Origin of the sequence: Phenylobacterium sp., assembly GCF_004799395.1 — a bacterium.
Classification (GTDB): Bacteria; Pseudomonadota; Alphaproteobacteria; order Caulobacterales; family Caulobacteraceae; genus Phenylobacterium.
Genome location: NZ_SSMZ01000296.1, coordinates 1 through 12696, shown reverse-complemented (window position 1 = coordinate 12696; position 12696 = coordinate 1). Strand labels below are relative to the sequence as shown.

General features: G+C 69.4%; 12 protein-coding genes and 1 pseudogene. 8 read left to right on the top strand and 5 right to left on the bottom strand.

The genetic code is table 11. The features are described from left to right. The 3 genes and pseudogenes from E8A12_RS19155 to E8A12_RS19145 all read left to right on the top strand — a co-directional run. Positions 1 to 450 (top strand): annotated as a pseudogene (locus tag E8A12_RS19155) (glutamate-1-semialdehyde 2,1-aminomutase); the annotation flags it as partial. A 4-nt stretch (positions 451 to 454) separates the two neighbouring features. Further along, on the top strand, positions 455 to 1885 hold the full coding sequence (locus E8A12_RS19150; RefSeq protein WP_293371783.1) for an amidase family protein: 1431 nt from the start codon (positions 455 to 457) through the stop codon (positions 1883 to 1885). After that, a complete protein-coding gene (locus tag E8A12_RS19145; protein WP_293371781.1) occupies positions 1885 to 2265 on the top strand; it encodes a DUF423 domain-containing protein in 381 nt (126 codons plus the stop codon). Before E8A12_RS19150 ends, E8A12_RS19145 begins: the two co-directional genes overlap by 1 nt. Here E8A12_RS19145 and E8A12_RS19140 read toward each other — a convergent pair. Next, positions 2262 to 3479, bottom strand: a complete 1218-nt coding sequence (locus tag E8A12_RS19140; protein ID WP_293371779.1) for a multidrug effflux MFS transporter — start codon at positions 3477 to 3479, stop codon at positions 2262 to 2264. The two genes, E8A12_RS19145 and E8A12_RS19140, sit on opposite strands and share 4 nt — an antisense overlap. An 83-nt stretch (positions 3480 to 3562) precedes the next feature. Here E8A12_RS19140 and E8A12_RS19135 point away from each other — a divergent pair, with 83 nt between their 5' ends. The 5 genes from E8A12_RS19135 to E8A12_RS19115 all read left to right on the top strand — a co-directional run bounded on the left by E8A12_RS19135 (position 3563) and on the right by E8A12_RS19115 (position 8232). Continuing rightward, positions 3563 to 4543 (top strand): alpha/beta hydrolase, encoded by a 981-nt coding sequence (locus tag E8A12_RS19135; protein ID WP_293371777.1) that lies wholly within the window; start codon positions 3563 to 3565, stop codon positions 4541 to 4543. A gap of 9 nt (positions 4544 to 4552) precedes the next feature. Further along, positions 4553 to 5545, top strand: a complete 993-nt coding sequence (gene pip, locus E8A12_RS19130; RefSeq protein ID WP_293371775.1) for a prolyl aminopeptidase — start codon at positions 4553 to 4555, stop codon at positions 5543 to 5545. 97 nt (positions 5546 to 5642) lie between these two features. Beyond that, positions 5643 to 6044, top strand: a complete 402-nt coding sequence (locus E8A12_RS19125) for a CHRD domain-containing protein (RefSeq protein WP_293371773.1) — start codon at positions 5643 to 5645, stop codon at positions 6042 to 6044. A 614-nt stretch (positions 6045 to 6658) separates the two neighbouring features. Then, positions 6659 to 6988, top strand: a complete 330-nt coding sequence (locus E8A12_RS19120; protein ID WP_293371771.1) for a helix-turn-helix transcriptional regulator — start codon at positions 6659 to 6661, stop codon at positions 6986 to 6988. 2 nt (positions 6989 to 6990) lie between these two features. Continuing rightward, on the top strand, positions 6991 to 8232 hold the full coding sequence (locus tag E8A12_RS19115; protein ID WP_293371769.1) for a type II toxin-antitoxin system HipA family toxin: 1242 nt from the start codon (positions 6991 to 6993) through the stop codon (positions 8230 to 8232). A 138-nt stretch (positions 8233 to 8370) separates the two neighbouring features. Here E8A12_RS19115 and rodA read toward each other — a convergent pair whose 3' ends face one another. From rodA to E8A12_RS22820, 4 genes are all read right to left on the bottom strand, one after another. Continuing rightward, the gene (gene rodA, locus E8A12_RS19110; protein ID WP_293371767.1) at positions 8371 to 9525 is read right to left on the bottom strand and encodes a rod shape-determining protein RodA; all 1155 of its coding nucleotides are present in this window, start codon (positions 9523 to 9525) and stop codon (positions 8371 to 8373) included. After that, positions 9522 to 11492, bottom strand: a complete 1971-nt coding sequence (gene mrdA / locus E8A12_RS19105) for a penicillin-binding protein 2 (protein WP_293371765.1) — start codon at positions 11490 to 11492, stop codon at positions 9522 to 9524. Before mrdA ends, rodA begins: the two co-directional genes overlap by 4 nt. Positions 11493 to 11503: 11 nt before the next feature. Beyond that, positions 11504 to 12013, bottom strand: a complete 510-nt coding sequence (locus E8A12_RS19100; RefSeq protein ID WP_293371763.1) for a hypothetical protein — start codon at positions 12011 to 12013, stop codon at positions 11504 to 11506. Then, a partial coding sequence (locus E8A12_RS22820; protein WP_363212492.1) for a rod shape-determining protein MreC occupies positions 12010 to 12696 on the bottom strand: 687 nt, incomplete at its 5' end. The genes E8A12_RS19100 and E8A12_RS22820, both read right to left, overlap by 4 nt.

Sequence of the window (12696 nt, the reverse complement as noted above, 5' to 3'; positions counted from 1 at the left end):
AAGGCCGCCGCCTCGATCTTCGTCACCGGCTCCTTCTGGTTCCAGGCCGCGCCAATGGCCGCGGCGATCGAGACCCTGGGCCTGGTGCGCGACACCGATTACCTGGAGCGGATCACCGCGCTGGGCGAGCGGCTGCGCAGCGGAATGGCCGAGCGCGCCTCGGCCGCCGGCTTCTCGTTCCGCCAGACCGGGCCGGTGACCATGCCGCTCTTCCTGTTCGACGACGACCCGGACCTCAGGAAGGGCTTCTGCTTCTCCAGCGCCATGCTGGAGCGCGGCGTTTATGTGCACCCGTGGCACAACATGTTCCTCTGCGCGGCGATGACGAAGGCCGACATCGAGGCCGCGCTCGACGCGGCCGACGGCGCCTTCGGCGAACTGAAGCGCCAATCCGCATCCCTGCAGCCGGTCCCCAAGCTGGCCTTCCTGACCACCGGCGGCACGAGGTAAGCTCATGGAAATGCCCGATTATTCCGACTACGACGGCCTGGGCCTGGCCGAACTGGTCGCCAAGCGGGCGGTGACGCCGGCCGAACTGGTCGAGTCCGCGATTTCGCGGATCGAAAGGCACAATCCGACCCTCAACGCTGTCGTCTACAAGGGCTACGAAGACGCCCGCGCCCTCGCCAAGGGCGACCTGCCCGACGGGCCGTTCAAGGGGGTGCCGTTCCTGATCAAGGACCTCGGCATGCCGGTCGCCGGCTGGCCCCGCAGCCATGGCTCGAAGTTCGCCCGCGGCGTGATCGACACCGAGGACGGCGGCCTGACCCGCCGCTACAAGGCCGCCGGCGTCGTGCCGATCGGCAAGACCAACACGCCCGAATACGGCATCACCGGCACCACCGAGAGCGCCGCGCTGGGCCCCTGCCGCAACCCGTGGAACCCCAACCACATCGCCGGCGGCTCGTCCGGCGGCGCGGCGAGCGCCGTGGCGGCGGGGATCGTGCCCCTGGCCCACGCGTCCGACGGCCTGGGTTCGATCCGCATCCCGGCGGCCTGCTGCGGCCTGGTCGGGCTGAAGGTCACCCGCGACCGCACCCCCAACATGCCCGACGGCTTCGACTACGCGCTCGGCAACGTGGTCGACAACGTCGTGACCCGCACAGTGCGCGACTCGGCCGCCATGCTGGACGCCACCGGCTATCCAGAGCCCGGCTCGCCCTATCCGGCCCCGCCCAAGGATCGGCCCTACGTCGAGGAGATCACCCGCAGTCCGGGGAAACTGCGCATCGCCTGGTCGTCCGAGACGCCCTCCGGGCGGCCCATCGATCCGGAGATCCAGGCCGCCCTGGAGCGCACCGCCGCCCTGCTGAAGGGCCTCGGCCACGAGGTGATCGAGAGGGGGCTCGGCATCGACTACCGCGCGCTGTTCGCCTCGCGGGGGCCGGCCGCGGCCGCCAACTTCGCCGCGGGCATGGCGCGGCTGATCGAACTGGTCGGCCGCGAGCCCGAGCCGGACGAACTGGAACCGCTGACCTGGGCGAGCCTGAAAGCCGGGCGGCGGCAGGAGGGGCCGGCGGTCATGCGCTCCCTGCAGGAGACCCGGATGCTGAACCGCGCCACCCTGGCGGCCTTCGAGGACATCGACGTCTACCTCTGCCCGGTGCTGGGCACGCCGGTGCCGGAGATCGGCTTCATCGACCCGGTGAACCTGGAGCCGCGTGAAGTGAACCGCCGCCAGGGCCGCACCTTCCCCTTTACGCCGCCGTTCAACTTCTCCGGCCAGCCGTCTCTGTCGCTGCCGATCGAGGTGGATGCGAACGGCCTGCCGATCGGCATGATGTTCACCGCGAAATACGCCGACGAGGCCACGCTTTTCCGCCTGGCCGCCCAGCTGGAGAAGGAAGCCCCCTGGAAGAGCCGCCGACCGCAGGTCTGGGGCTGATGGCCTTCTGGAGCCGCCGCAACTGGTTGACCCTGGCGGCGGCGGGAGGGTTCGTCGCCGTGGCGGTCGGGGCCTTCGCCGTCCACGGCATGCAAGGAGATCCCCGGGCGCAGGAGCTCTTGAAGACCGGCGCCATGTACGGCTTCATGCACACCATGGCCACGTTCGCCTGCGCCACCCTTATGCAGGTGGGCGCGCGCCGAGCCCGGTTCGCCCCGGCCTTCTTCCTGAGCGGCGTGGCGCTGTTCTCCGGCTCGCTCTACGCCCTGGCGTTCGGCGCGCCGCGCTGGGTGGGCATCGTCACCCCCTTTGGAGGCCTGGCGTTCCTGGCCGGCTGGGCGATCCTGGTCTGGGCTGCCCGCGGCGTGGACCCGATCTAGGCCGGAAGCTTGCCCGGATGCTTCGGCAGCGCCAGCAGGTGCAGGCAAAGCACCGAACCCGCCAGCGCCGCCAGCATCACCACCGCCATGGGCCTGGGCGTCCCGTCGTGCAGCACCCCGGCGGCGGCTGAAGCGACCGCGCCGGTCCCGAACGACACGGCTCCCATCATCGCCGAGATCGCGCCGGCGCGCCGCGGATCGACGTTCAAGGCGCCGGCCATGGTGTTGCCCTGCATGAAGCCGTAGCTGGAGAGCAGCAGGAAGAGCAGCGGCAGCACGCTCCAGCGCTCGCCGATCCCGGTGACCGCGGCGATCATCAGGAGCACGGCAAAGCCCACAGCTACCAGGCTCGCCCTGGCCAGGATCTGATCGGGCGTGCGCCGGCGCAACAGGAACCGGTTGACCTGGTTCGACCCTATGATCCCCACCGCGTTCAGGCCGAACACCCAGCCGAAGGCCGAGGCCGGGATGCCGTAGGTCTTGATCAGCAGGTCTGGCGACGAGGCGATGTAGGTGAAAAGCGTTGCGCCGTTCAGGGCGCCGGCCAGAGCATAGCCCACCAGGCGGGGCTCGCGCATGAGCGCCAGGTAGGCCTGCACCGGCGTCTCGGTGGCGGCGTGCGCGGTCGTTTCCTCCGAGCGGCTCTCCGTCAGGCGCAGAAACCCGGCGAGGCCGACGGCGACGCCGAAGCTGGCCATGAACCAGAAGTTCAGCCGCCAGCCGCCCACCCCCAGAAGGGCGCCGCCCAAGAGCGGCGCCAGGATCGGCGCCAGGCCCATGATCAGCATCATCAGGCTCAGCATCCGCGCCGTCTCGGTGTGGGTGAAGCGGTCTCGAACCACCGCGCGCGCCACCACCGCGCCGGCGCAGGCCCCCAGCGCCTGGACGAACCGCCCGCCGATCAGCATCGCCGGCGAGACCGCGAACCCGCAGGCGACGGAGGCGGCGATATAGACCGCCGCGCCGAACAGGACCGGCGGTCGACGGCCCAGCCGGTCCGACGCCGGGCCATAGAACAGCTGGCCCACCGCCATCCCCGCCAGGAACGCCGAGACGGTCGCCTGGGTCTCGCCGGCCGAGGCGTGCAGGCTGGCCCCGATCGACGGCAGGCTGGGCAGGTACATGTCGATGGCCAGCGGGCCCATCGCGGTGAGCGCGCCCAGCAGGATCACCAGGCCCCAGGGCGTGCGCTCAGAAGGAAGCTGGGCCGTCATGGCGTCCTCTTAGCCGAGTCTTCGCCGTTCACGCCGCCTTCGATTTGCGGCATGGGTGGCGAAGTCCACGGAGAGTCTCGCCAATGTCCGCGATCGACACCGAGATGCCGCCGGTCAAGCGCGCTCACGTGAACGGCATCGACCTGGCCTATTATGAGGCCGGTCCGCGGCAGGGCGTTCCGATCATCCTCTGCCACGGCTTTCCGGAGCTGGCCTATTCCTGGCGCCACCAGATCAGGGCCCTGGCCGACGCTGGCCGCTGGGTGATCGCCCCGGACCAGCGCGGCTATGGCCTGACCTCGCGGCCGCAGGCCGTCGCCGACTACGACATCGAGCACCTGACCGGTGACCTGGTCGGGCTGTTGGACCATCTGGGCGTGGAGAAGGCGATCTTCTGCGGCCACGACTGGGGCGGCTTCGTCGTCTGGCAGGCGCCTCTGCTGCATCCCAGCCGGGTGGCCGGCGTCATCGGCCTCAACACCCCCTTCATGCCGCGTGCGCCGATGGACCCTATCGCCCTGATGCGGATGCGCTTTGGGCCGGACATGTACATCGTCTGGTTCCAGACGCCGGGCGACGCCGACGCAGTGCTGGCCGCCGACGTCGAGAAGACCATGCGCTTCTTCATGCGCCGGCCCGCCGGCCTCGCGACAGCGGCGCAACCTGCGCAAGGCGGCTCGACGTTCGCCTTCAAGACGCTGCTGCAGCAGTGGGATCCGACGGATCAGGGAACCCAGCTCCTGACCGCCGAGGAGCTGGCGGTGTTCGTCGACACCTTCCAGGCGACCGGCTTCACCGGCGGGATCAACTGGTATCGCAACTTCACCCGCAACTGGGAGCGGTCCGAGGGTCTCCCCGGCCGCATCGACGGCGTCGCCTGCCTGATGATCACCGCCGAGCTCGATCCCGTGCTGACCCCGTCGTCGGCCGAGGGCATGCCGACCCTCATCGGCGACCTGGAAATGCACATGGTGTCCGGATCGGGGCACTGGACGCAGCAGGAAAAGCCGGAAGAGGTGAACCGCCTCATCCTGCACTGGCTGGAACGGCGCTTCCCGCAGTAGATTGGTCAAATGGAACGCACCGCCCCGCCGCCCGCCGTCTCGGCCGCCTCCAACCGGCGGGGCCTGTTCGTCGACAACGAGCCCTTCGCCACCGGCTGGCTGCCGACCGACGGGGTCCACGAGATCTACTACGAGGAATGCGGCAACCCGCAGGGCAAGCCCTGCGTGATCCTGCACGGTGGCCCCGGCGGGGCGATCAACCCAACCATGCGGCGGTTCTTCGACCCGTCGAAGTGGCGCATGGCGCTGTTCGACCAGCGGGGCTGCGGCCGCAGCCGGCCGAACGCCAGCCTGGACGACAACACTACCTGGAGCCTGATCGCCGACATCGAGCGGCTGCGTGAGCACCTGGGCGTCGAGAAGTGGTGCGTGTTCGGCGGCTCCTGGGGCTCGACCCTGGCGCTGGCCTACGCGATCCAGCACCCCGAGCGGGTGGAGAGCCTGGTGCTGCGCGGGGTCTTCCTGCTCACCCAGCGCGAACTTTCCTGGTTCTACCAGGACGGCGCCTGCATGTTGTTCCCGGATGCGTGGGCCCGGTTCTGCGCGCCGATCCCCGAAGCCGAGCGCGGCGACATGATCGGCGCCTACCACAAGCGCCTGACCCATCCCGACCGGCGCGTGCAGGCCGAGGCGGCCGCCGCGTGGAGCCAGTGGGAGGGCGACACCATCTCGATCCGCGGGCCGGAGGCCAGACCCTCGAAGTTCAACGAGATCGATTTCGCCATCGCGTTTGCCCGCATCGAGTGCCACTTCTTCGCCAACCACGGCTTCTTCCCCGAGGAGGGCTGGATCCTGAACAACGCGGCCAAGCTGAAGACCATTCCTGGCTGGATCGTGCAGGGCCGCTTTGACGTGGTCACCCCGATGGAGGCCGCCTGGAAGCTGAAGGCGGTCTGGCCGCACAGCCGTTTCGAGGTGGTCTGGGACGCCGGCCACGCCTCCACCGAGCCGGGGATCGTCGACGCGCTGGTCCGCGCCACCGATCAGGCGCTTTCCGTCTGAAGCTATTTTGGGCCTAAGCCCGGTTGCGCCTGACCTCCGGCGCGCGCAACCTGCCGCCCGGTCCGGGGGCAGCCCGGAAACGAGGGAGAAATATCCGATGCGTCATACGTTGTTCGCCGCCGTCGCGGCCATGAGCCTGATGGTCGCCGGTGCGGCTTCGGCCCAGATGGTCCACTACACCGCCAAGCTGGCCGGCCCTGCCGGCGTGAAGGGCAGCGGCGATGTCTTCGCCATGCTCGACGGCAAGACCTTGACCTACACCGTCAACTACAAGGACCTGACCGGCCCGGCCGTGGCGGCCCACTTCCATGATGCGACCGCGCCCGGCGGCAACGGCCCGCCGATCGTTCCGGCCACCGTCACGCCCAGCCCGATCAAGGGCACGGCCACGCTCACCGACGCCCAGATCGCCGACTTCAACGCCGGCAAGGTCTATTTCAACGTCCATACCGCGGCGAACCCGGGCGGCGAAATCCGCGGGACGTTGGCCAAGCAGTAGCAACAAATCAGAGCGGGTCGCTGAGCCTAGCGTCAGCGGCCCGCCTGACGATGTGTCACATCCCTGGCTCACACCGGATTGAGCGGGGGCGACGCCCCATCAACCGCCTACGCGGTTGCTGCCGACGACGTGTCGGCGCGACGGCGACGCAGAACGGCGCCGAGCCCGCCAAAGCCGGCGAAGAACAGCGATGTGGCAGACCGCACGTGCGGGGGTTTTATCGCATCACGGTGCCGCCGTAGGACACCTGCAGTTGGCGGCATCAGGTCGGAACATCGAACGATCTCGGAACGGGTGCGCGACATCGTCGGACGCCGCATCGGAAGCCGCTCAATTCCCTTCGAGCGTGCGGTTAGCGGCATCACGTATCGCCGCCGTATCCTTTCATGTCCACGGCGGCAATTCGTCGATCCGCCTGGCGGGATGCTCGGCGATGCTGGCGACCACGCGGCAGCCAAGCCTGGGGATCGACTTCGATTTGCACCATAAACGGTGCATAACTCGCGTTTGCGCATCCTTTATGATGCGGGAAATTCCTGAATGGGCTTGCGGAAAGCTCCCCCGCACCATAAATCGTGCATTATCGCCGTTAGAACCCTGCTTCTGGTGCAGACATGAAGGCCTCGAGAGCTCAGTCAGCCCTGCCGCTGTCGGTCCGCCGAGCGCTGGCGACGCTCGGACGCGACATCTCCACGGCCCGCCGCCGTAGGAGCATGACCATCGCCACCCTGGCCGAACGGGCCTTCGTCGGCCGCAATACCATCACCCGGGTGGAACGTGGCGACCCCGGGGTGGCGCTCGGTATCTACGCCACGGTGCTTTTCGTGTTGGGACTGGCCGAACGCCTGGGCGCCCTGGCCGATCCAACCACCGACCAGGTGGGCCTCACGCTGGCCGAGGAACAGCTGCCCAAGCGTGTGCGCGCAAAGGCGGAGGTCCGCTGATCATGGACCGCGAGATCGAGGTGCACATCGACTGGGACCGGGCGACCCGGCCGGTGGGCCGGCTGTGGGCGCGGGCCAAGGGCGCGCGCCAGACCTGCTCATTCGCCTACGACCCGGCCTGGCTGGGCCTCCCGGGCGCCTTCCCGCTCGACCCGAACCTGCCCCTGGTGCGCGGCGACGCCCATTGGGACGGCGGCCTGTTCAATGCCTTCAGCGATCCGGCCCCAGACCGCTGGGGGCGCAACCTGATGGCCCGCCGAGAGCGGCGCCAAGCCAAGACCGATGGCCGGGCGCCGCGGACCCTGCTGGAAGCCGATTTCCTGATGCTGGGCGAGGACCAGACACGCCTGGGCGCCTTGCGCTTCCGCGAGGTCGGCGCCGAGGCCTTCCAGGCGGCCGACGGCTGCCCTGTGCCGCCCCTGGTCGCGCTGCCCCGGCTGCTGAGCGCCGCGCGGCGGATCGGCGACGACAGGGAAACCGACGAGGACCTGCGCCTGCTGCTGGCGCCGGGCAGCTCGCTGGGCGGCGCGCGGCCGAAGGCCTCAGTGCAGGGCGCTCATGGCGAACTGATGATCGCCAAGTTCCCCAGCCAGGCCGACGACTGGCCGATCCCCACCTGGGAAGCCGTGGCCATGATGCTCGCCGAACGGGCCGGCGTCACTGTGCCCGCCTTCCAGCTTCGCCAGGTGGCCAAGCGGCCGGTGTTCATGACGTCGCGGTTCGACCGCACACCGGACGGCCACCGCCGCGCGTTCTGCTCGGCGCTCACCGCGCTCGGCGCGGCCGACGGCGAGACCCGCAGTTACCTGGAACTGGTCGACGTCCTGCGCCAGGACGGCGCCGACGCCCCCGGCGACGCCGCCCAGCTCTGGCGGCGCATGGTGTTCAACATCCTGATCTCCAACACCGACGATCACCTGCGCAACCACGGCTTCCTGCGCGAGTCCGGCGGTTGGCGGCTCTCGCCGGTCTACGACCTCAACCCTGTGCCCACCGACGTGAAGCCCCGCATCCACGCCCTGGCCCTCAGCGAGACCGACCAGGACGCCTCGCTCGAAACGGCCTTGGGCGTCGCCGCCTACTTCCGGCTCGACAAGCCGCAGGCCGCCGCCATCGCCAGGGACGTCGGCGCTGTCGTCGCCACCTGGCGCCACGTGGCCAGCCTGCATGGTCTCACCGCCAACCAGATCGACCGCATGGCCAGCGCCTTCGAGCACGAGGACCTGGCGCGCGCCACCGCCTGATTTCGGCGAATCGAGGACGTTGCTGCGGATCGGGGGCCTCATCGCCACGCGCCGTGGCGAGGACGGGTAGGCCCTGCTCTTCAGCGACCTTGATGTCGATCCCCTGGTGCAGCGCCTGGGGCTGCGATCCGCCAGTCCCTAGAGCAGCGAGCCCTTGCCGCTGGTGACTTCGGAGTAGCGGTGGACGCGCACGGCCATGACCAGGCCGAAGCCCACCATGACGGTGAGCATCACGGTGCCGCCGTAGGACAAGAGCGGCATGGGCACGCCCACCACGGGCGCGAGGCCCATGACCATCGCGCCGTTGATCAGCACATAGAGGGCGAAGGTCGTGGTCACCCCGGCGGCGGCCAGGCGTCCGAAGTGGCTATGGCTGAGGTAGGCCGTGCGCAGCGCCATGAAGATCACCGCCGCATAGAGCACCAGGATCGAGACGCAGCCCACGAAGCCGAACTCCTCGGCCAGGGTGGCGAAGATGAAGTCGGTCTGCTTCTCCGGCAGGAAGTTGAGCTGGCTCTGCGAGCCCAGACCGTAGCCCTTGCCCAGCAAACCGCCGGACCCCAGCGCGATCTTCGACTGCAGGATGTGATAGCCGGAACCCGACGGGTCGTTCTCCGGGTCGAGGAAGGTGGTCAGGCGCTGCTTCTGGTAGCCGTGCAGGCCGAAGCTGATCACCAGCGGCGCAAGCACGGCGACGCCCAGCAGCCCCGCCGCGATCAGCCGCCAGGACAGGCCCGCCAGGATCACCACGATCGCGCCGGTGAGCAGCATCAGGATCGCGGTGCCCAGGTCCGGCTGCTTGGCCACCAGCGCGACGGGGGCCACAATCAGCAGCGCCGGGACGATCAGCCACCAGGAGAGCTCGGCGCTCTTGCCGGAGGCCCCGTGGTAAAACCGCGCCAGGGCCAGCACCAGGCCGATCTTCATGATCTCCGACGGCTGGATGGTGATCGGCCCGGCCTGCAGCCATCGCTGGGCGCCCAGCGCATGGTGGCCCACGAACATCACCGCGATCAGCAACGCGAAGCCGACGCCATAGATCGGATAGGCCAGAGCGAACCAGACCCGGATATCGATCAGGCTCAGCACGATCATGATCGCAAAGAACAGCACGTAGCGCGCCAGGTGCGGCGCGGCCCAGGGCATCCAGGACGAGCCGGCGATCGAGAACAGCATCACCGCGCCGGCGCCGGCGATCAGGGTGATGGTCAGGCAGAAAATCCAGTCGATCTCGCCGAGCTTGACGATCAGCCGGTCGCGCTCGCCGGGACGGGTGAGGGCCGAGACGGTCATGTGGGCTGCTGCTGTGCGGCCTGCACCGCCGCAGCGGCAGGCGTCGGCGGATCGACCACATCGGGATCGGTCTCGGGTGGCGCGACCTCCGGCAAGGGCAAGGGCTTCTCGATTTTGGCCCGAAGTTCAGGGTCCTTGAGGATGGCCAGGCGCATCAGTTCGCGGGCCCGAGGCGCGGCTGATGTCGCGCCAAAACCGCCGTGCTCCACCAGGACGCTCATCGCGTAGCGCGGCTCGTCCGTCGGCGCGAACGCGATGAACCACGAGTGGTCGCGCAGTCCCCATGCGCCATTGCGGTCGTGGACGCCGGTTCCGCCGGCGTAGCCGCGCGCCTGCGCCGTTCCGGTCTTGCCGGCCATCCGGAACTGGCCAAGGCCAAGGTCCCCGAAAGCGTGGCCCGTGCCGGTGGTGGTCACCGCGACCATGGCGTCGCGGATGAAGTCGATATGCTCGGCCGCGAACGGCAGGTCGCCGAAGTCCGACCCTCTTGGCCGCTCAACGCCGCCCACGGACTTCACGAGCCGCGGGTGAAGCATCTTGCGTCCATTGGCCAGCCGCGCCGCCTGCACGCAGATCTGCAGCGGATTGAGGTGGGTGTAACCCTGTCCGATGCCCATGCTGGGGGTCTCGCCGGCGTGCCAGACGGGGTCCTTCTTGAAGGCGCGCCGCTTGTAGGCGGTGTCTGGCACCAGGCCCGCCTTCTGCCCAGGGATGCCGATGTCGAAGATCTCGCCCAGGCCGAACTTGCGCGCCACGGCGGCGATCTTGTCCGGCCCCACGGCGAGCGCGCACTGGTAGAAATAGATGTCGCAGGACGTGGCGATGCCGCCCTTCAGGTCCTGGGCGCCGTGCGCCTCGTCGCAGTGCCACGGCCGGCCGCCCCAGAACCAGACCTTGTTGCAGACGTGGACCGTGTGCGGGTCGTAGCCGTTTTCCAAGGCGGCCAGTGCCACCATCGTCTTGAAGGTCGAGCCGGGCGGATAGGTGGCGGTCAGCGCCTTGTTGAACAGCGGCTTGTGGTCGTACTGGGCCAGCTCCTTGTATTCGATCGCCGTAAGCCCGCGGACGAACTTGTTCGCGTCGAAGCTGGGCCCTGAGTACATGCACAGGATGTCGCCGTTGCGGCAGTCCATCATCACCGCGGCGCCGCTCTCGTCGCCGAAGATCTCCATGGCGCGGTTCTGGATGTCGGAGTCGAGGGTGAGCACGATCTCCTTGCCGGGGATCGCCTTGATGTCGCCCGTGGGGTCGGTGGCCACCTCGTGGCCGTTGGCGTCGACTTCGACCTTCTGGGCCCCGGGCTTGCCGCGCAGGTCGAGGTCGAAGGCCTGCTCCACGCCCTGGCGGCCGATGCGGAAGCCGGGGTTCAAGAGGATCGGGTCGGCGTTGGGGCCGGTGTCGGAGAGGTCGGACTTGTTGACCTTGGCCACATAGCCGATCACGTGGGCGAAGGCCCCGCCGTAGGGATAGACCCTGACCTCGCCCATGTCGGCGGTGACCCCGGGCAGCTCCGGCGCGCGGATGTTGATCGCGCTGAACTGCTCCCAGCTCATGTCCTCCATGATCTGCACCGGCGACCTGCGCGGCGCGTTGGAGATCTCGCGCAGCAGGCGGGCCTGGCGGCCGTCGTCCATCGGCACGAACTCGGCCAGCGTCTTCAGCGTCTGGGCCGGGTCGATGCCCTTGTCCTTGGCCACCATCAGCCGGAAGTTCGGGCGGTTGGAGGCCAGCACCACCCCGTTTCGGTCGACGATCAGGCCGCGCGGCGGCGGCATCAGGCGGAAGTTGAACTGGTTGCTGGCCGAAAGCTTGGTGTAGCGCTCGGTCTCGATCAGCTGCAGGTGGGCCAGACGTCCGCCCAGGGCCAGCAGGCCGAGCCCCGCGATCCCGCCCAGCACAAACGCCCGGCGGTGGAAGACCCCCTGCCGCTCGTTCACCTCGGCGAAGAAGATGGATGGCTCGGACATCGCCGGCGCCCCTACCGGAATCTCACGTCGGCGTCCTCGAAGAGGTCGATGAGCCGCTGCGCATAGGGATAAAGCACGATTGTGGCGACGAATTGCCAAGCCATGGGGATCAGGCCGGGCAAGGAGCGCGAGTCCAGCATCACGAAGAGATAGCCCGCGACCATGGCCGTGGCGGTGGTCAGGGCGTACCAGGCCCAGAGGATCGCCCGGTTCTGCCCGGCCATCATGCTGCGCCCGGCCAGCGCCACGCCGTAGGCGATGAGCAGGCACAGCGCCCAAAGCCCCAGCGGTCCGCCCCAGTAGATGTCGAGGATCAGCCCCAGGATCAGGATCGCGAAGGGGGCCAGGATCGAGGGGCGGATCACCGCCCAGGCGAAGGCCAGCGCCATGGGGAAGATGGGCTGCGGCAACTGCAGGCCGAAGGCGCGCAAGGGGATGCCGAACGCGATGGTGGCCACGATCGCCTGCAGCATCGGCACGCCCAGCCAGCGCCAGGGCTGCAAGCCGCGCACCGCGCTCACCCCTGGCCTCCATCGGCTGGCGGCGCTTTTGGCTTGGGTTTGGCGGGCGGCTTCGGCGTCCCGCCGGGTTTGGCGGTCTCGGTCTTGGTGGTCTCGGTCTTGGCGGCGGACGGCTTCGACGTCCCGGCCCTGGCCGCGTCGCCGGGCTTCTTGTCGGCGGCAGGCTTCTTGTCGGCCGGGCTCTTGGCCGCGGCCTCGTCGGAGGGCTTGGCCTTGGGCGCGACGGGCCTGGCGGCCGGCGGCGGCGCGGCGGGCTCGGCGACCGCGGGGGCGTCGGCCGCGGCCTCCGGCGACTTGGGCATGCCCGGGCCCGGCGTCGGCGGCGGGGTCGGCGTCGCACTGAGCTGCTTGAGGTTCACCACCTGGGTGAAGTCCTCGAACAGCAGGATGCGCACGAAATCGATCGGCGCCCGGTCGGAGGCCAGCACCACGCGCCAGCGTCCGTCGAGACCGCGCACAGCCGTGCCGACCGGCAGGCCGCGCGGCACCACGCCGCCGTCGCCGGAGGTCAGCAGCCGGTCGCCCTCGCGGATCGGGTCGCGGCCGCGCAGGTAGTCGAGCCGCGGATTGGGCCCGCCGTCGCCGGTCAGGATGGCGCGTGCATTGGTCCGGTCGATCATCACCGGGGTGCGCGAGGCGATGTCGGTGAGCAGCAGCACGCGGCTGGCGCCATCGGTCACCCC